The sequence below is a fragment of the Pectobacterium odoriferum genome, assembly GCF_009931295.1.
GTDB classification, from domain to species: domain Bacteria; phylum Pseudomonadota; class Gammaproteobacteria; order Enterobacterales; family Enterobacteriaceae; genus Pectobacterium; species Pectobacterium odoriferum.
The window spans coordinates 3,374,509-3,392,616 of record NZ_CP034938.1 but is presented as its reverse complement, the minus strand read 5'-3'; the positions used below and the strand labels follow the sequence as shown (position 1 = coordinate 3,392,616).

Below are 18,108 nucleotides of genomic sequence, written 5' to 3'. Positions count from 1 at the left end.
CTTAATTCCGGGCTGGAAAAATTTATGAGCACGGTATCGACAGGACGAATTATCTGAGATAGCTTGAATAAGCTCATCACACTTCAGGTCGCCTGTACCCTTGTAGTTAACGAAAGCTGTAGTTAACGAAAGCTGTCGCCAACGAAAACGGGTTCCTGCGATTTGAATGATGCTGAGTAGAGTGCCTTTACAGGCACTGCGTCGCTCGGACGGTCCGGGCGCTCACGTTAAATTGAGGATGTTATGGCTGATTCTACTTCTCCGCGCCGTTTTACGCGCATCGATCGTCTTCCCCCGTATGTATTTAATATTACTGCTGAATTAAAAATGGCTGCGCGTCGTCGCGGCGAAGATATTATTGATTTCAGCATGGGTAACCCTGACGGCCCGACACCTCCTCATATCGTGGAAAAACTCTGTACGGTTGCACAACGCGAAGATACTCACGGGTATTCGACCTCCCGAGGTATTCCGCGCTTACGCCGTGCGATCTCCCGCTGGTACGCCGATCGCTATGAGGTTGATATCGATCCTGAAAGCGAAGCTATTGTCACTATCGGCTCCAAAGAGGGGCTGGCGCACCTGATGCTGGCAACGTTGGATCATGGCGATACGGTGCTGGTGCCTAACCCCAGTTACCCGATTCACATTTATGGTGCGGTGATTGCCGGGGCGCAGGTGCGTTCTGTGCCGCTGGTAGACGGTGTCGATTTCTTCAATGAATTAGAGCGCGCGATCCGCGAGAGTATTCCGAAGCCGAAAATGATGATTCTCGGTTTTCCGTCGAACCCGACAGCGCAGTGTGTCGAGCTGGATTTCTTTGAACGCGTTGTGGCGTTGGCGAAACAGTACGGCGTGTTGGTGATCCACGATCTGGCTTATGCCGATATCGTGTATGACGGTTGGAAAGCGCCGTCGATCATGCAGGTTCCCGGCGCGAAGGACATCGCGGTAGAGTTCTTCACGCTGTCAAAAAGCTACAACATGGCGGGCTGGCGCATCGGCTTTATGGTCGGTAACCCAGAGCTGGTCAGCGCGCTGGCGCGGATTAAGAGCTACCACGATTACGGTACGTTTACGCCGTTGCAGGTGGCGGCGATTGCTGCATTGGAAGGCGATCAGCAATGTGTGCGGGACATCGCCGAGCAGTATCGCCAGCGTCGTAACGTTTTGGTGCGTGGTCTGCACGAGGCAGGCTGGATGGTTGATGAGCCGAAAGCGTCAATGTACGTCTGGGCGAAAATTCCTGAAGCCTATGCGTATATGGGGTCGTTGGAGTTTGCCAAGCGACTGCTGTCGGAGGCGAAGGTTTGCGTTTCCCCCGGTATTGGCTTTGGCGATTATGGCGATACCCATGTGCGGTTCGCCTTAATTGAGAACCAGGATCGTATTCGGCAGGCGGTGCGCGGTATTAAGGCCATGTTCCGTGCTGACGGTCTATTACCGACCACCAAATCCTTACCCGGCAAGGGCTCGGCTGCCTGATGTCCACGGCTCCCGGTTGTCTGACCGGGAGCACATAAACATGCCGTGACAGCGGCTTATCATTTGCTAGAATGCCTACCGTTAATCTCAATCAGGATGAGTTCGTCATGTCATTATCTCTGTCTAAAATTTCTGCGTTAACGTTGCTTTGCGTCACGCTGGCCGGGTGCCAACAAACAGGAACGTCTGCCCAAAAAGGAACGGTGGCAGGTCAGTCTTCTGTGGTAACGGTTTCTCCTAACGATCAAATGAATCAACTGGCGTCGCTGGTTGCGGCTACCCGCTATCTCAAATCGAAGTGTAACCGCAGCGATCTGCCCGATGATGCGACGATTGCTAATGTCGCGTTGGCTGTAGCGAAACAACGAGGCTGGAATGTCGCGAGCTATCAGGCTTTACCGCAGCGCAGTGAAAGCCTGTATCAAGGGTTATTGAAAGACAGTACGCCAAAAGAGGCGCAGTGTTCGGAATTTAACCGTACGCTGACGCCGTTTATTGATGCCATTCGTAGTCGAGGCTAAGGCGTAGCGTTTACACTTTCATCGTCGGCGGAACGTTCATTCTCGTTGAATTTTCCGCCCGGCCAATCTTCCAGCGCTTCCAGAATAAACACCTCGCCCTCTACGTTGAAAATGGTCATATCCTGCTGGATCTGCTCTATGGTCAGTCCTTCTACTGGCGAATCCCCTTCACGGAATTGCAGACCGTTGAGCGTGATGCTGCGCTTGGCTTCATCCGACGTGTACACGTGTGCGCTGTAGGTCAGCGGTGGAATCTCACCATTGCTGATGGCGGGTAACGGCAGTGTGGTCCTTTTCTCTGGGGGAACAGGCGTATCGGTATGGGGCGCATCTTGATGAGGCGTCGCCGCTGGAGTTGCTGGCGTTTGCTCTTCTGCCGCAGGCAAGGTAGCAGCTTGAGCAGCTAAAGCGAGCTCAGGAGAAGCGGGACTCCCCCAGCGCTGATGGCTGAACCAGCCGAGCGCGATAAAAAGCAGGGCATAAATAACCATCAGATAACCGGGCATTGGGTATCTGGCAAGCAGCGCTGGCTGTGAGTGTGTCTGTGCGTCCGGTGCGTTATCCACGCGCTCATCCTTAATTATTTAGGGCGTATCTTAGGCTGTGTAGCATCACATCATAAACGAAAGTCGAGTGAGTGGGATGGTGCCGTCTGCCTTATTTTGCAAAAAATAGAAAGAGCCAGAAAACTGAATCTCTCGGTTATGTGACAGTTCCTCCATTTTGATTAAAAACTATTACACTCATAATAATCACAGATGGAATCTTGATGCGGGTCGCAAAAAAAACGTGTGAATTTGCTTTAATGAAACCATGTTTTACCATTGTGGGTATAACGTTTCTTTTTTGTTCGATAATCAATCAGTGTGGGGTGGCGCCATCATCGTTTAATTAACAGTCCCGAGCGTTAAATGGGCAGTATTGTTATGTGGTTTTTTACTACAGAGAGTGCGCTGCTTTTTTATCAATAAGGGACGTGTCAATCTGCCACGACATTAAGAATAAAAGTACTTTTAAAGTATGCGATTTATATCGCAGGGTTTTGTGCGGATTTATTTTTCTATTTTAATAATTTAAAAATACTGAGGGATAAAATGTTTAAAACGGTTATTGGGACTGGTCGTTTACGCACCTGTGCGGTAGCTATTGCTCTTTCTGGGATCGTGCTTTCTGGGTGTGATAATAGTCAGAAGCCCGTGGAAGAAGCGGCCCCACCAGATTTACAGGTGAAAATGGCACCGTTTGGTTGGGCTGCGCAATATCATAATACGGATGGTAAATTTTATGCGACGACGGGGGGCGAGGGCGCACATGAAAATAGCATTTATGTCGTCACCAGCCGTCAGGAATTAAAAGATGCATTAAATAATATCCGCAGCCCCCGTTATATCGCTGGTGATGCTGATGCGGAATTGAAGGCAAAGTTAGAACCCAAAATTATCTACTGGCAAGGGACTATCCGTGGTGATGATTTAGGCAATGGACGCTATGCCAACGCCGAAGATTATAAAACCAAACCGAATAAAACAACGTTTGATTTTGATTTATACGTCAAAGCATTCGATCAGAATTATATGGCGCAGTTGAAAGCGACGGCAGATGCCGGTGGAAGCGACGCGGCTGCCGCCAGCACACAGCTTAGCCTGTTGAAAAAACAAAATGGTCAACGTTCGCAGTATGCCAACAACCAGAAGGCGCAGATTCAATTTCAGGTACCGCCAAATACCACGATTTTAGGTGTGGGTAGCGAAGCAAAATTGGTGGAAGGCTATTTATCCCTCAATACCTTGAGCCATACGTTCGGCAAAACGGATAACAGCAACATCATTATCCGTAATATTACGTTTCAGGCACCGCGTGACTTTGCCCCAGCCTGGGATGCGGGCGACGGCGATAAAGGTAACTGGAATGCGCGTTATGATTCCGTATCGATTAATGCGAGTAAAAATGTCTGGATCGATCACTGCACGTTTACGGACGGTGAATATCCAGACCATTTAGAGCCGGAGCTATTTGGCAAGCCTATCCAGCGCCACGACGGCTTACTGGATATAGAAGACGGTGCCGACTACCTGACGATTTCCTACAACATTTTCTCCCAACATGACAAAACGGTATTAATTGGCTCTGGCGATGGTGATAAGGGGGAATACCGAATCACCTTTGAAGGCAATTTATGGGACAACAGCGTGCAGCGTTCGCCGCGTGTGCGCTTTGGTCAGGTGCATTTGCTGAATAACTACCATCGCGGGGCAACGGATACGAATTACCCCATTCTGTATGCCATTGGGATGGGCTTCGATTCATCCATTCTTTCCGAAAGTAACGTGTTTAATTTCCAGGGCGGCGGTGCGGATGAAAATTTGATCATCGGTGCCTACAAGGGAAGCAAATTTAAAGACAACGGCTCCTGGTTCAATGGCAATCCAGCAAGCAATTTGAATCAAATCGCAGTAGACAAATGCGTCGCATTGCAAGAAGCCGAGAAGGCCGGCGCTACAAATTCTGGGAAAGCCGTACCAGCATGGGCGCTGGAAACCTGCACCAATGAACTGGAATGGAGTCCGCCTTATGTGTATAGCGCAGGGAAATCCATCTCCGCCGTTGAGAAATATGTATTGGAGAATGCCGGCGCGGGGAAACTGGATATTTCTCTGCCGTAGAGCGTCTGTTCCAACGCATTATTTTTATCTGTAAACCCTCTGCCGATAGGTTTCGCTCTGTGGCAACGATCCTGCTGCGGGGCGAAATACATCGGGAAAAATAATAGTAAAAATACAGGAAATGCTATGACTGATTTTTTACCTCGTACCCGTCTTACGCTCTGCGCGACATTAGTTCTGAGCGGCTTGATTGCCGGATGCAGCGATAGCGACTCAACGCCGGATGTCGGTGTTGATCGTTCCGCCGCGCCACAAAATCTTAAAGTGCCGACGCTGGCTTATGATGATAGCAGCGTGGTATTGGCCTGGGAAAAACCGACCAAACCTGCCGCTGGCATTAAGGATTACCGTGTCTACATGAATGGAACCTTACTGGGCGGAACTATTGATAACCAGAACACCCATTCGCCGGCCAAGCCGTATATCGATAACTTCTACAATTCGATCGATACCGATAACTGGCATGTCCGCGTCAGCTTCCATAATTTCAAGGTGGCTAATCTGTCGCCGGAAACGGAATACCGCTTCACGGTGCGTGCGCTTTATGATGACGGCAAAGAATCCGTGGATAGTGAAACCGTCGTGCAGAAAACGACGGCGACGCCAGCTTCACTGAATGTGACCAACTATGGTGCGAAAGGGGATGGTGTAACAAACGACACGGTGGCGATTCAGAAGGCGATTGATGACTGTACGCCAACTGCGTATCCGAAAGGGTGTAAAGTTGTGGTTGACGGTGGAACGTTTAAAACAGGGGCGCTGTTCCTGCATAGCGATATGACGTTTGAAGTCGCGAAAGGCGCTATATTGCTCGGGTCAGCAAATGGTGATGATTACCCACTCGCCCGCGGCTACTATCTCTACCCTTACAGTTCACCTAAGTTGCCGAAGCGTCCACCTTCTCTGATTAACGTACTGGAAGCGGACGATCAGGGCAGCAGCCATGCAGGCACTTTTAAAAATATTCGTATCGTCGGACAGGGCACAATTGATGGCAACGGCTGGACGCGTGGTATTAAAGCCAGCGATACAAATATTACTGAAATTGATGAATTAAAGAACGAGTTACCGCTCTACCGTGCGAGTAAAGCGGCCAACGTTGGCAGTGACGGTATTCTGGCAAAAGACCAAACGGCAAAAGCCGTTGCTGAAGGAATGTTACTGGATGAGGCGTACAAAAACCGACGCTCCAGCCTGATGACGCTGCGCGGCGTGAGCAACATGTATCTGGAAGGTCTGACGATTCTGAACCCGGCTTTCCATGGTGTGATGGTGCTGGAATCCGAAAATGTGGCGATGAATGCGCTGGTACATACGACGTACGACGCCAATAATGCGGATGGCATTGAATTCGGCAATAGCCAGAACGTCATGGTATTTAATAACTTTTTTGATACGGGTGATGACAGCGTAAACTTTGCAGCAGGATACGGTGCCGAAGTCGTCACGCTGGGGCAAAAAGCGCAGAGCGGTGCCTGGATCTTCAATAACTACTTCCGCCGTGGGCATGGCGCGGTGGTCACGGGTAGCCATACCGGTGCCTGGATTGAAAAAATTGTTGCTGAAGATAACGTAATGAATAAGACGGATGTTGGCCTGCGCATGAAGAGTCGACCCTATTATGGTGGCGGCTCGCGTGACGTGGTATTCCGTAATAACGCGATGCGTGATATTGTCAATGAGCCGTTTGTGTTCACGATTAAATATAAAGCGGACGTGAACGATACCCAGCCTGCCGCTGAGCCTGCACAGTTCCGTGATGTGACCGTTTCCAACGTCACGGTTGATGGTACAGCGAAGAAAAACAGTATCATGGTCGATGGGATGACTGTGGCTGAAATGGCTGATGCGTATAAGTTCTCTTTTGGACGTGATGCCTATCACCAAGGCTTGCATTTTGAGAATGTAAAATTCAAAAATGTAAAAACGACGGACATTACGTTCCTGAAGAACAGTGAATTTAAAAATGTCATTTTTGAGAATGTACCGGGAGCCTGGAATTTCGGATATATTGACAATATCAGGCTCGAAGACCGTGTAAATAATGATGCCACGCTGACGACCAGCGGTGATGAGACCATCACCCGGGAAGCCGCAACGGAATAAGGCATTTTCCCCACGCTAATCGGCGTGGGGAGTATTATGGATGATTACCTATGGCACGATTGCAAGCTTTCAAAGATCCGTCTTTTAATTCGTTGGTTGCCACTTTTCGGTCACTGCCAGCTCCGCTGATCCGACGTATTGTGTTGGGGCTGATTTTGTTGCTGATTTGTCAGCAGTTGGCCGTATTGACCTGGCGCTTTCTCCTACCCGAAGACTCACGCATTGTTGGCGTGTCGGTCACGCCTGCCCAAGCGAAAGAAAAACCCACTACGCTGGGTGATTTTACCCTATTTGGTCATGCCCCCGATGCGGATGCGTCTGCCGTTAACGACGCCGCATTATCCGGCGATATTCCACTGACGTCGTTAAATATCAGCCTGACTGGAGTGTTGGCGAGTGAAGACGCCAAGCGGTCTATTGCCATCATCGCTAAAGATAGTCAGCAATACAGCCGTAACGTCGGCGATGCCATACCGGGCTATGAAGCCAAAATTGTGACTATCTCTGCCGATCGTGTCGTGCTCCAGTATCAGGGGCGCTATGAGGCGCTGCATTTGTATCAAGAAGAAGAAGCGGCTGGCGCGCCGTCGTCTTCTGGCGCATTTAATCAGGTGAAAAATGAGATACAAAAAGATCCCTTCTCGGCGCAGGACTACCTGACCATTTCTCCCGTCACGGAAGAAGAAGTCCTGAAAGGATATCAGTTAAACCCCGGCAAAAATCCCGACCTTTTCTACCGCGCAGGCTTGCAGGATAATGATCTCGCCGTGTCATTAAATGGCATGGATTTACGTGATGCGGATCAGGCACAGCAGGCGATGGCGCAACTGGCAGGGATGAGCAAATTTAATTTGACCATCGAGCGTGATGGTCAACAGCAGGATATATATCTGGCATTGGATGGAGACCACTAATTTGTTTAGCAAGGGACAGGGATTTTTTAAGCGTCAGGTTTTTTCAAAACATAAAAACCAATGGCTTGGTCAGGTACGCCGCAAGAGCATGCTATTGCTCAGCGGGAGTGTTCTGTTGATGGCGTCATCATTGGCGTGGAGTGCCGAATTCTCCGCCAGTTTTAAGGGCACGGATATTCAGGAGTTTATCAATACCGTCAGTAAAAATCTGAATAAGACGGTCATTATCGATCCGTCGGTTAGTGGAACGATTACCGTACGCAGCTATGACATGATGAACGAAGAGCAGTATTACCAGTTCTTCCTGAGCGTGCTGGATGTCTATGGATTCACCGTGATTCCGATGGATAACAACGTCCTGAAAATTATTCGCTCGAAGGATGCGAAATCGACGTCGATGCCGCTGGCGACGGATGAACAGCCGGGCATTGGCGATGAGGTGGTGACGCGCGTCGTGCCAGTCAACAACGTCGCGGCCCGCGATTTGGCACCACTGCTGCGCCAGTTGAACGACAACGCTGGTGCTGGGAGTGTGGTGCATTACGAACCGTCGAACGTGCTGCTAATGACCGGCCGCGCGGGTGTGATCCAGCGGCTGATGACGATTGTCGAGCGGGTTGATCAGACGGGCGATCGGAATGTGACCAGCATACCGCTGTCTTACGCTTCCTCGACGGAAGTGGTGAAGATGGTGAATGAGCTGAACAAGATGGATGAGAAATCCGCCTTGCCCGGCATGTTGACCGCCAACGTGGTGGCTGACGAACGAACTAATTCGGTGTTGGTGCGCGGTGAGCCGAATTCACGCCAGCGCGTGATTGATATGATCAAGCAGCTCGATCGCCAGCAGGCGGTACAGGGCAACACCAAAGTTATCTACCTTAAATACGCCAAGGCTGCCGATCTGGTCGAAGTGCTCACTGGTGTCGGCGACAGTATCCAAACCGATCAGCAAAATGCGCTGCCTGCGCTGCGCAAAGACATCTCGATTAAGGCACACGAGCAAACCAACTCCCTGATTGTGAATGCCGCACCGGACATCATGCGCGATCTGGAACAGGTGATCTCACAGCTGGATATCCGCCGTCCGCAGGTGTTGGTCGAAGCGATTATTGCGGAAGTGCAAGATGCCGATGGGATGAACCTTGGCGTGCAGTGGGCCAATAAAAATGCAGGGGTAACGCAGTTCACGAATACTGGGTTACCGATCACGACCATGATGGCGGGAGCGGACCAGTATCGGCGTGATGGAACGCTTGGCACGGCAGCGACGAGTGCACTTGGCAGCTTCAACGGCATTGCCGCAGGCTTCTATCAGGGCAATTGGGGCATGCTGATGACGGCGCTGTCCAGCAATAGCAAGAATGATATTCTGGCGACGCCCAGTATTGTGACGCTGGATAATATGGAAGCGACGTTTAATGTCGGTCAGGAAGTGCCTGTATTGGCGGGTTCGCAGACGACATCCGGTGACAACGTTTTCCAAACGGTAGAGCGTAAAACGGTCGGTATCAAGCTGAAGGTGAAGCCGCAAATCAACGAAGGTGACTCCGTCTTGCTGGAAATCGAGCAGGAAGTCTCCAGCGTGGCAGATGCGGCCTCCAGCAGCAGTACCAATTTGGGGGCAACCTTCAATACGCGTACCGTTAATAACGCGGTGCTGGTCAGCAGCGGCGAAACTGTGGTGGTAGGCGGCTTGCTGGATAAAAGTACCAATGAGTCTGCAAGTAAGGTGCCGTTTTTAGGGGATATTCCCGTTCTGGGATACCTATTCCGTTCCAACAGTCAGGAAACGAAAAAACGTAACCTGATGCTGTTTATCCGTCCTTCCATCATTCGCGATCGCAGCCAATTCCAGAGCGCCTCTGCCAGTAAGTATCACTCGTTCAGTGCTGAAGAAAATAAACAGCGAAACGTGAGTAATGGTGAGGGAGGGCTTCTGGATAACGATTTGCTGCGTCTGCCGGAAGGTGGGAATGCCTATACGTTCCGTCAGGTTCAGTCCTCCATTGTGGCGTTCTATCCGGCGGGCGGGAAATGAGTGACGTTGCCTCCCAGATTATAGAATTACGCCCCATACTGCCTTTTGCCTATGCGCGATCGCAGCAAATTCTGCTGTTGCAGAGGGAAAATGACGCGAGCCTGCAGACGATTTGCGTCGCGCAAACGCCGCCAGCCGCTTTGCTGGAAGCGCGTCGGATTGCGGGCTGTTCGCTCAAGATTGAGCGCGTTACGGATGAAGAATTTGAACGGCAGTTGGTCATTAGCTATCAGCGCGACTCGGAAGAGGCCCGCCGTATGATGGAGGACATCGGTAATGAGATGGACTTCTATACGCTGGTGGAAGAACTGCCAGATAGCGATGACTTGCTTGATGCTGATGACGACGCGCCGATTATTCGCCTCATCAACGCCATGTTGACCGAAGCGATTAAGAGTAAAGCGTCAGATATTCATATCGAAACGTATGAGCGCTATTTGTTGATCCGCTTCCGCGTTGACGGCGTATTGCGTGAGATTTTGCGTCCACAGCGTAAGCTGGCTTCGCTGCTGGTGTCGCGTATCAAGGTCATGGCAAAGCTGGATATTGCCGAAAAGCGTGTCCCGCAGGATGGACGCATGGCGTTGCGAGTGGGGGGGCGGGCGATTGATGTCCGTGTCTCCACGCTGCCGTCGAACTACGGCGAGCGCGTCGTGCTGCGTTTGCTGGATAAAAATAGCGTTAAGCTCGATCTTGAGCTGCTGGGTATGTCGGAACGCAATCGACAACTGCTGGACAGCCTGATCCATCGCCCCCATGGCATTATTCTGGTCACCGGCCCAACCGGTTCGGGGAAAAGTACCACGCTTTACGCTGCGCTTAGCCGCCTGAATGCCTCGGAACGTAACATCATGACGGTGGAAGATCCCATCGAATATGAGCTGGAAGGCATCGGGCAAACGCAGGTCAACACCAAGGTGGATATGACGTTTGCCCGCGGGTTGCGTGCCATTCTGCGTCAGGATCCGGACGTTGTGCTGGTGGGGGAAATTCGTGATGGTGAAACGGCACAGATTGCCGTGCAGGCCTCGCTGACCGGTCACCTCGTGTTATCCACACTGCATACCAATAGTGCGTTAGGTGCGCTGTCTCGTTTGCAGGATATGGGCGTCGAGCCTTTCCTGCTGTCAACCTCTTTGCTGGGCGTACTCGCGCAGCGTCTGGTCAGAACGTTGTGCTCTGACTGTAGCCAGCCGCAGCCGGTCGATCCAGTTCAGGCTGAACAGATGGGGATCGCGCCCGGTACGCTGCTGCATAATCCCGTTGGCTGTCCGCAGTGTAGCTTTACCGGCTACCGGGGACGTATCGGCATTCATGAGTTGGTGCTGATTAATGACGACGTCCGTGCCGCGATCCACCGCAGTGACGGTGAAATGGCGATTGCGCAGATTCTGGGAGGGAGTCGAACCACCATCCGTCAGGACGGGTTGGATAAGGTACTGGCGGGGCTCACGACCTGGGAAGAAGTGATCCGCGTAACCAAAGAGGAATGATATGGCACAGTACCACTATCAGGCGCTGGATGCGCAGGGGAAAAAATGCCGTGGCACTCAGGAGGCCGACTCTGCCAGACAGGCGCGTCAGCTATTGCGGGAGCGCGGGCTGGTGCCGCTGTCGGTTGATGAAAACCGAGGCGATCAGCAGAAATCCAGTTCTACAGGACTCTCCCTACGCCGCAAAATTCGGCTCAGTACTTCAGATTTGGCGTTATTGACGCGCCAGTTGGCTACGCTGGTGGCGGCGTCGTTGCCGCTGGAAGAAGCGCTGGATGCGGTGGCAAAACAGAGCGAAAAGCCACATCTGAGCCAGTTGATGGCGGCGGTGCGCAGCAAGGTCATGGAAGGCCACTCGCTGGCCGATGCCATGAAATGCTTCCCCGGCAGCTTTGAACGGCTGTACTGCGCGATGGTCGCCGCAGGCGAGACGTCCGGTCACCTTGATGCCGTGCTAAACCGGTTGGCGGACTACACCGAGCAGCGCCAGCAGATGCGCAGCCGTATCCAGCAGGCGATGATCTACCCGTGCGTGCTAACCGTGGTCGCGATTGCCGTGGTCAGTATTTTGCTGTCCGTCGTGGTGCCGAAAGTTGTCGAGCAGTTTATTCACATGAAGCAAGCGTTGCCGCTTTCAACCCGCGTGTTGATGGGGATGAGTGATGCCGTGCGCACGTTTGGACCGTGGATGTTGCTGGCATTGCTGGCGGGGTTTATGGCGTTTCGCGTGATGCTGCGGCAGGAAAAGCGACGCGTCAGTTTTCATCGACGCCTGCTGCATTTACCGCTCATCGGCCGCATCGCGCGTGGCTTAAATACGGCACGTTACGCGCGGACGCTCAGTATTCTTAACGCCAGTGCGGTGCCGCTGTTACAGGCGATGCGCATTAGCGGTGATGTCATGAGTAATGACTATGCCCGTCATCGGCTCTCTCTGGCGACGGATGCGGTACGAGAGGGTGTCAGTCTGCACAAAGCGCTGGAACAGACGGCGCTCTTCCCCCCAATGATGCGCCATATGATCGCCAGCGGTGAACGCAGCGGCGAGCTGGACAGCATGCTGGAACGTGCGGCAGATAATCAGGATCGGGAATTCAGTTCGCAGATGACGCTGGCGCTGGGGTTATTTGAGCCTCTGCTGGTGGTCAGCATGGCGGCGGTGGTGTTGTTCATCGTACTCGCGATTTTACAACCGATTCTGCAACTGAATACGTTAATGAGTTCGTAAGAGAACCAACAATTGAACGAGGAAAAGTAAGGATGCAACAGTCTCAGCGTAGTTATGGGCAGCATAGTTATGGTCAGCGTGGTTTTACCCTGTTGGAAATTATGGTGGTGATCGTCATTCTCGGCGTACTGGCGAGCCTGGTAGTGCCCAATCTGATGGGGAATAAGGAAAAGGCGGATCGGCAAAAAGCCGTCAGCGATATTGTGTCTCTGGAAAGCGCACTCGACATGTACAAGCTGGATAACAACCGCTATCCGTCCACAGAGCAGGGCCTGAAGGCGTTGGTGACGAAGCCGACGGTACAGCCGGAACCGCGTAATTATCCAGCCGATGGCTATATTCGCCGTCTGCCGCAGGATCCGTGGGGCACGGACTATCAACTGCTGAATCCCGGCCAGCACGGCAAACTGGATATCTTCTCTCTGGGGCCAGATGGCATGCCGGGAACGGAAGATGACATCGGCAACTGGAATCTTGATAAAAAATAAAGACGTCGGTCTTTGTTGCAGATGGGTTGTGGGTAGTGGCTATCGATGGCGGCGGGAAAAGGACGGCAAAAGCGCAATGAAGCGGTCGATGAGGAAGCAGCAGGGGTTCACCCTGCTGGAAATGATGCTGGTCGTGTTACTGGCTGGCATCGCGGCTGGCATGGTGGTCATGGCGTTTCCTCCCGAGCGCCAGAATGACAGTGCCTGGCAGTTGGCTCGTTTTCAGGCGCAGCTAGAGTTTGCCGCTGAAAGCAGTCAGGTTAACGAATACATGCTGGGTGTTCGTATCTATCCCGATCGCTGGCAGTTTTATCAGCTCCAGCGACCCGCTGCATCAGAAGGGATACCGATCCCGAGTGGCGATCGCTGGCAGGGCTATAAGTGGCAGCCGTGGCAACCGCATCGGGTGAGCCCATCGGCGACGTTGCCCGAGGCATTACGGCTTGAGCTATTACAGGCCGATGGGAAAAAGGTGGATAAAACGCAGAGCGGCGACGACCCCGATATCCTGATTTTGCCCGGTGGCGAAATCACGCCTTTCCGTCTGCTCGTTAAATCTGAAAACAAAGCGCTCTCGAATTGGCTCCAGGTGGATAGCAACGGACGGTTTGTGACGTCGATGAGTCAGGGTAAGAAACGATGAGACGACAGAAAGGGATGACGCTGGTGGAGGTGCTGGTCGCGCTGAGTGTTTTTGCGCTGGCGGGCATTGCCGTTTTACAAACGACAGCCAGACAGGCAAGCAGCCTGAGCCGACTGGAAGAGAAGACGTTTGCAGGTTGGGTGGCGGAAAACCAGCAGGTTCAACTGCGGCTGGAACAGCGCTGGCCGGAAGCATCGTGGGTGAAAGGCGAAACGCAGTTCGCAGGCCAGCGCTGGCATTGGCGCTGGCAGGGCGTAGAGACTGGCGATCCTCAGACTAAAGCGCTGGATGTGGAAGTGCGACGTAATAAAGATGCTTTTGCCGCTGATGCTTCGCTGCGCACCTATGTGGTGAAGCAATAATGTTTAGTAAAACAAGGATGTGTAGCCAAACAAGAAGCGCACAAGAGCCCGCTCGACAGAAAAGCCAGCAGGGGTTTACGCTGCTGGAAATGATTCTGGCGATCGCTATTTTTGCGGCGCTGAGCCTCAGTGCGTTTCAGGTGCTGAACGGCGTGATGCGTAATGATGAAATTTCGCAGCACAAGGCTGAGCGACTGGCCGAAATACAGCGCGCATTTTCACAAATGGACAACGATTTCTCCCAGATGATCGCACGCGGCAGCAGAGGAAGTACCTCGATATTTTACGCCGGTCGCGATCAGTTAAAAAGTGATGACTGGGGCGTCAGCTTTATGCGTAATGGCTGGCAGAACCCATTTGGTATTCTGCCGCGCTCTGAACTTCAGCCTGTGGCCTATCGGCTGCGGGAACACACGCTGGAACGGTTAACGCACGTGACTCCCGACCCGATTGAGGGGCTCGATCCCGGCGTAAAACCGCTTCTCACGCAGGTCGACGGTTTCCGGCTGCGCTTTTTCAGTAATAAAACCTGGCGCGATCGCTGGGACAACAGTACGCAATTGCCACAAGGGATTGAAGTGGTGCTGACCTTAAGGGATTACGGAGAAATGTCGCGTATATTTTTGATTACCACCGGACCGGTTAAATGAGGTCGCGTCAGCGCGGTGCAGCGCTGCTAGTGGTGCTTCTGATTCTGGCATTAATGGTGACGATTGCCGCAGTGATTACGGAACGCACGGGTAAAGCGTTTTTGCGTACCGAAAGTCACTTGAGCCGTCAGCAGGCGAAGTGGTACGCATTAGGGGCGGAAACGCTAAGCGGGCAGATATTACAGCGCGATGCGCGAAATATGCCGGGGCGCACGTTTGCCGGACAGAACTGGTCGCAGCCGGGGCAACGTTTCCCCGTGGATGGTGGGGAGATCACTGGCCAGATTAGCGACGCGCGTACCTGTTTTAATGTGAATGCGATCAATCAAGGCGTGGATAACGAAAGTACGCTGGTGAAGACGCCTTATCCGGCGCAGGTTTTCCGTTTGCTATTGAAAAATCTGGGCGAGGAGACGGATCGTGCAGAAAAAATTACCGCGGCGGTGCGTGACTGGATTGATGCAGATAACTATCCGTCGGCGAACGGTGCGGAAGACGACGTCTATGCCACGCTGCCAGTGCCTTATCGTACCGCGAATCAGAGAATGAGTGAAATCAGCGAATTACGTGCAGTGTATGGCATGGACAGCGATCTCTATCGTCGGCTATTGCCTTATGTCTGTGCGCTACCGGTGGATGCGATGTCCATTAATATCAACACGCTAACCGAATTTGATGCCCCGCTGTTATCTGCCGTATTCCTGAATGAAATGACGATGTCGCAGGCAAAAGCACTGGTGCAGCAGCGGCCACGTATGGGGTGGGCAAGTCTTGAGGTTCTGCAACAAACCGGGCTATTGCCCCCTAATAGTAAAAATACCGCGCAGCGAGTGCTGGCAGTAAAAAGTGAATGGTTCTTTGTAAAACTCCAGGTGCGTGTCGGCGACAGCGATTTCCATCAACGTAGCTTGCTTCATCTGAGTGGACAAAAGATAGAGGTTGTGCAGCGGCAATATGGAGGATATAGGACGGTGAATCCATGAAAATAGCGGGAAAATGGAAGCGAAAAGCCGCAAAAACCCCATTAAATCGAGGAGCGATCGCTCGGCATCCGTGCCTCATTGTTCGTCTTCCGGTAGAAGAGCAGGGAGAGATCGAATGGCAGGTGCGTTCATCCAATGGGGACAGTTTACTGAGTCAGGGGCGCGGTAGCATAGAGCAGGTTCGCCCGGCGTTGGCGGCCTACCCGTCCGTGACGTTTACCCGTGTTCTGGTACCAGCCACTGACGTAACGTTTTATGCCCTGACGTTGCCCCGACAGGCGAGGCGTCAGTTGACGCAAGTCGTGCCGTTTATGCTGGAAGACCAACTGGCGACGGAAATTGAAAAGCTGCATTTTGCTGTGCTGGAAATTCATGGCGATGACGGCACGGTTGCCGTGGTGGAAAAAAACCGGATGCAACGTTGGCTGGCACAGTGTGATTCGCTGGGCCTCAGCGTCGATACGTTATTGCCTGACGCTCGCGTATTGCCGAAACATCAGGATGGCTGGAGTGCGTTGCAGCATGATGACATGTGGCTGTTTCGCCAGCCGACGGGTCATGCGATGGCGGCGGAATCCTCTTGGTGTGGTGATCTGCTGAAAGCCTCTATGCCGCTGCCTGCGATATACAGCTACAGCGCGTCATCGGTTGGCGGTGAGCTAGCGCAATACGAATGGCAGGAAGAGGGCGAATGGAAGGCACAGCCGGAAACAGATCTCTTCACGCTGGCGGCAACGGTGCAGTTACCTGCCTCGGCCGATCTGCGGCAAGGCGATTATGCGCCGGATAAAGCCTGGCAAAACACCCTGCTGCCGTGGCGCGGCGTTGGGATCGCGTTTGCCTGTTACCTCCTGCTTGTCGTGGCGGATACTGGCTGGACGCACTATCAGCTTTATCAACAGGCCGAGCATTGGCGGCAGGAAAGTGTGCGTGTCTATCGGCAGATTTTTCCTTCCGAGACGAATGTCGTTAACCCGCGCGCGCAGATGCAACAGCACCTGCAACGTGCGGCAGTTGGGGGGGCTGGGAAAGCCCTGCTGGATCAATTGACCCCCTTGCAGCAGCTCATGACGCAAAATAGCGCTATCAAAATTCAGTCGCTGTCTTACGATGGCGCAGCGGGCGAGTTCCGGCTGGCGTTGCAGGGCACGTCATATCAGGAGCTGGAGCAATTTCAGCAGCAGGCTACCGCTTATTATCAGGTACAGGCGGGAGAGATGCGGCAGGAGAACGATCGGGTTGAAGGCCGCTTAACATTAAGGAGCCAGCAATGAATGAATTACGGCAACGCTGGCAGGCGATGAGCCAGCGTGAGCGCCAGCTTATGGTGGTGTGTGCGGCGGTGCTTCTGCTCTGTGTGGTGTATTATGCTGTCCTCCAGCCGTGGCAGGAGCGGGAAGATCTGTGGGAGCGCACCATTTCCCGCGAGCAGCAGACCGTCAACTGGATGCAGAAGCAAGCTTCATTGATTCCGCAGGGAAATCAGGCGCAGGGGGACAATAGTCAGCGAGACGTCAGTCTGCCGATTTTGATTTCGCAAAGCACCAAGCGTTACGGACTAAGCGTTGTGCGTTTGCAGCCACAGGGCAGTCAGGCATCGGTGACGCTGGGGCAGAGTGACTTTACTAGCTTGCTGCGTTGGCTTGGCGAACTGGAACAGAAAAACGGCGTGAAAGTGATATCGCTGGATGTGAATGCCGTCGAGCAAAGCCCAGGAATCGTGGATGTCACCAGACTGATGCTGGAACGGACGGATGACGCTTAAGTCCGGCATCGGCACAGGTGTCGCTCTGGTTCTGGCCTATGGGCTGTTCCTGACATGCTACGCACCTGCCCGTCTGCTTACGGCTGTACCGCTGCCCGCTGGAATGGTAGTCGCGGAGGCCGCCGGAACGTTATGGCAGGGGAGCCTGCAACGGTTTAGCTGGCGCACGTTAATGCTGGATGATGTGCGCTGGAACATCACATTCTCAGATTTTATGCCCGCGCTGGAGATTGCGTTTAAAAACCCAGAAGGTATTGCAGGCCGAGGGATCATTCGCGGCTGGCAGCAGCCGCAGTTTTATCAATGGCAGCTTTCTGTACCGGCAGGCTATTTATTCAGCCATATGCGTTTTATTGTGCCAATTGGGGCCGAAGGAAACGTGCAGCTAAATTTACAAGAGGCGACGGTAGACCGTTCGGGCTGCCAATCGCTGGATGCCAACGTAACCTGGCCGGGGGCTCGGGTGAAAACACCGCTGGGTGGACTGATACTCGCTACGCCGCAGGCCACGTTACGCTGCCAGCAAGGCGCGCTAGAAGCGAGCCTGCGGCAGACCTCCTCACATCTGCAATTGTCTGGCAAAGGCAGCGTCACCCCGAAAGGCGAATATCGTTTTACGGGGCAGCTTAGCAGCGGAAATGACTTACCCGCGACGATGAAAAAACTGCTGGCAACCACCGGTAAAGCCGATGAACAGGGTGCCAGAACGCTGAATTTTCAGGGGCGCTTGCTGTAATAGCGGTGAGTGTTGTCATTGCTGCGTAAT

General features: G+C 52.9%; 17 protein-coding genes. 16 read left to right on the top strand and 1 reads right to left on the bottom strand.

Annotated features, from left to right (window positions below; genetic code table 11):
- Positions 1 to 243 precede the first annotated feature (243 nt).
- Positions 244 to 1,485 carry an alanine transaminase gene (gene alaC / locus EO763_RS15260; protein ID WP_161529465.1) on the top strand — a complete coding sequence of 414 codons (1,242 nt, stop codon included), beginning with the start codon at positions 244 to 246 and terminating at the stop codon, positions 1,483 to 1,485.
- A gap of 107 nt (positions 1,486 to 1,592) precedes the next feature.
- On the top strand, positions 1,593 to 2,006 hold the full coding sequence (gene gspS, locus EO763_RS15255; RefSeq protein ID WP_161529464.1) for a type II secretion system pilot lipoprotein GspS: 414 nt from the start codon (positions 1,593 to 1,595) through the stop codon (positions 2,004 to 2,006).
- Here the strand turns inward: gspS and gspB are convergent.
- Positions 2,003 to 2,572 (bottom strand): type II secretion system assembly factor GspB, encoded by a 570-nt coding sequence (gene gspB / locus EO763_RS15250; RefSeq protein ID WP_161529463.1) that lies wholly within the window; start codon positions 2,570 to 2,572, stop codon positions 2,003 to 2,005. The two genes, gspS and gspB, sit on opposite strands and share 4 nt — an antisense overlap.
- A gap of 528 nt (positions 2,573 to 3,100) precedes the next feature.
- Between gspB and EO763_RS15245 the strand changes: the two genes are divergently transcribed.
- The 14 genes from EO763_RS15245 (at position 3,101) to EO763_RS15180 (ending at position 18,078) form a co-directional block, all read left to right on the top strand.
- Positions 3,101 to 4,669 carry a pectate lyase family protein gene (locus EO763_RS15245; protein WP_161529462.1) on the top strand — a complete coding sequence of 523 codons (1,569 nt, stop codon included), beginning with the start codon at positions 3,101 to 3,103 and terminating at the stop codon, positions 4,667 to 4,669.
- A 126-nt stretch (positions 4,670 to 4,795) separates the two neighbouring features.
- Positions 4,796 to 6,775 (top strand): glycosyl hydrolase family 28 protein, encoded by a 1,980-nt coding sequence (locus EO763_RS15240; RefSeq protein ID WP_044208447.1) that lies wholly within the window; start codon positions 4,796 to 4,798, stop codon positions 6,773 to 6,775.
- Positions 6,776 to 6,825: 50 nt separating this feature from the next.
- Positions 6,826 to 7,689 (top strand): type II secretion system protein GspC, encoded by an 864-nt coding sequence (gene gspC, locus EO763_RS15235; RefSeq protein WP_044208449.1) that lies wholly within the window; start codon positions 6,826 to 6,828, stop codon positions 7,687 to 7,689.
- A gap of 88 nt (positions 7,690 to 7,777) precedes the next feature.
- Positions 7,778 to 9,730 (top strand): type II secretion system secretin GspD, encoded by a 1,953-nt coding sequence (gspD, locus tag EO763_RS15230; protein WP_161530415.1) that lies wholly within the window; start codon positions 7,778 to 7,780, stop codon positions 9,728 to 9,730.
- A complete protein-coding gene (gene gspE, locus EO763_RS15225; RefSeq protein WP_044208451.1) occupies positions 9,727 to 11,223 on the top strand; it encodes a type II secretion system ATPase GspE in 1,497 nt (498 codons plus the stop codon). Before gspD ends, gspE begins: the two co-directional genes overlap by 4 nt.
- A gap of 1 nt (position 11,224) precedes the next feature.
- Complete coding sequence (gene gspF / locus EO763_RS15220; RefSeq protein WP_161529461.1) at positions 11,225 to 12,451, top strand: type II secretion system inner membrane protein GspF; 1,227 nt, start codon at positions 11,225 to 11,227, stop codon at positions 12,449 to 12,451.
- A gap of 32 nt (positions 12,452 to 12,483) precedes the next feature.
- Positions 12,484 to 12,939: a type II secretion system major pseudopilin GspG gene (gene gspG, locus EO763_RS15215; protein ID WP_103160334.1), complete on the top strand. Its 456-nt coding sequence runs from the start codon at positions 12,484 to 12,486 to the stop codon at positions 12,937 to 12,939.
- 76 nt (positions 12,940 to 13,015) lie between these two features.
- Positions 13,016 to 13,582, top strand: coding sequence for a type II secretion system minor pseudopilin GspH (gspH, locus tag EO763_RS15210; protein ID WP_161529460.1), 567 nt, complete (start codon positions 13,016 to 13,018; stop codon positions 13,580 to 13,582).
- Complete coding sequence (gene gspI, locus EO763_RS15205; RefSeq protein ID WP_044208462.1) at positions 13,579 to 13,944, top strand: type II secretion system minor pseudopilin GspI; 366 nt, start codon at positions 13,579 to 13,581, stop codon at positions 13,942 to 13,944. The genes gspH and gspI overlap by 4 nt, the downstream gene beginning before the upstream one ends.
- Positions 13,944 to 14,594: a type II secretion system minor pseudopilin GspJ gene (gene gspJ / locus EO763_RS15200; RefSeq protein ID WP_161529459.1), complete on the top strand. Its 651-nt coding sequence runs from the start codon at positions 13,944 to 13,946 to the stop codon at positions 14,592 to 14,594. The genes gspI and gspJ overlap by 1 nt, the downstream gene beginning before the upstream one ends.
- Positions 14,591 to 15,577 carry a type II secretion system minor pseudopilin GspK gene (gene gspK / locus EO763_RS15195; RefSeq protein ID WP_161529458.1) on the top strand — a complete coding sequence of 329 codons (987 nt, stop codon included), beginning with the start codon at positions 14,591 to 14,593 and terminating at the stop codon, positions 15,575 to 15,577. Before gspJ ends, gspK begins: the two co-directional genes overlap by 4 nt.
- Entirely contained in the window at positions 15,574 to 16,851 is a 1,278-nt protein-coding gene (gene gspL, locus EO763_RS15190) for a type II secretion system protein GspL (RefSeq protein WP_161529457.1), read from the top strand. The genes gspK and gspL overlap by 4 nt, the downstream gene beginning before the upstream one ends.
- On the top strand, positions 16,848 to 17,342 hold the full coding sequence (gene gspM / locus EO763_RS15185; protein WP_161529456.1) for a type II secretion system protein GspM: 495 nt from the start codon (positions 16,848 to 16,850) through the stop codon (positions 17,340 to 17,342). Before gspL ends, gspM begins: the two co-directional genes overlap by 4 nt.
- A complete protein-coding gene (locus tag EO763_RS15180; protein ID WP_161529455.1) occupies positions 17,332 to 18,078 on the top strand; it encodes a type II secretion system protein N in 747 nt (248 codons plus the stop codon). Before gspM ends, EO763_RS15180 begins: the two co-directional genes overlap by 11 nt.
- The last annotated feature ends 30 nt before the right edge of the window (positions 18,079 to 18,108 follow it).

What these genes read in the sequence shown, in the direction of transcription:
- alaC (WP_161529465.1), top strand. Translation starts at nt 244, where the DNA reads ATGGCTGATTCTACTTCTCCGCGCCGTTTTACGCGCATCGATCGTCTT.
- gspG (WP_103160334.1), top strand. Translation starts at nt 12,484, where the DNA reads ATGCAACAGTCTCAGCGTAGTTATGGGCAGCATAGTTATGGTCAGCGT.
- gspC (WP_044208449.1), top strand. Translation starts at nt 6,826, where the DNA reads ATGGCACGATTGCAAGCTTTCAAAGATCCGTCTTTTAATTCGTTGGTT.
- gspE (WP_044208451.1), top strand. Translation starts at nt 9,727, where the DNA reads ATGAGTGACGTTGCCTCCCAGATTATAGAATTACGCCCCATACTGCCT.
- EO763_RS15180 (WP_161529455.1), top strand. Translation starts at nt 17,332, where the DNA reads ATGACGCTTAAGTCCGGCATCGGCACAGGTGTCGCTCTGGTTCTGGCC.
- gspD (WP_161530415.1), top strand. Translation starts at nt 7,778, where the DNA reads ATGCTATTGCTCAGCGGGAGTGTTCTGTTGATGGCGTCATCATTGGCG.
- gspM (WP_161529456.1), top strand. Translation starts at nt 16,848, where the DNA reads ATGAATGAATTACGGCAACGCTGGCAGGCGATGAGCCAGCGTGAGCGC.
- EO763_RS15240 (WP_044208447.1), top strand. Translation starts at nt 4,796, where the DNA reads ATGACTGATTTTTTACCTCGTACCCGTCTTACGCTCTGCGCGACATTA.
- gspI (WP_044208462.1), top strand. Translation starts at nt 13,579, where the DNA reads ATGAGACGACAGAAAGGGATGACGCTGGTGGAGGTGCTGGTCGCGCTG.
- gspJ (WP_161529459.1), top strand. Translation starts at nt 13,944, where the DNA reads ATGTTTAGTAAAACAAGGATGTGTAGCCAAACAAGAAGCGCACAAGAG.
- gspH (WP_161529460.1), top strand. Translation starts at nt 13,016, where the DNA reads ATGAAGCGGTCGATGAGGAAGCAGCAGGGGTTCACCCTGCTGGAAATG.
- gspF (WP_161529461.1), top strand. Translation starts at nt 11,225, where the DNA reads ATGGCACAGTACCACTATCAGGCGCTGGATGCGCAGGGGAAAAAATGC.
- gspL (WP_161529457.1), top strand. Translation starts at nt 15,574, where the DNA reads ATGAAAATAGCGGGAAAATGGAAGCGAAAAGCCGCAAAAACCCCATTA.
- gspK (WP_161529458.1), top strand. Translation starts at nt 14,591, where the DNA reads ATGAGGTCGCGTCAGCGCGGTGCAGCGCTGCTAGTGGTGCTTCTGATT.
- EO763_RS15245 (WP_161529462.1), top strand. Translation starts at nt 3,101, where the DNA reads ATGTTTAAAACGGTTATTGGGACTGGTCGTTTACGCACCTGTGCGGTA.
- gspS (WP_161529464.1), top strand. Translation starts at nt 1,593, where the DNA reads ATGTCATTATCTCTGTCTAAAATTTCTGCGTTAACGTTGCTTTGCGTC.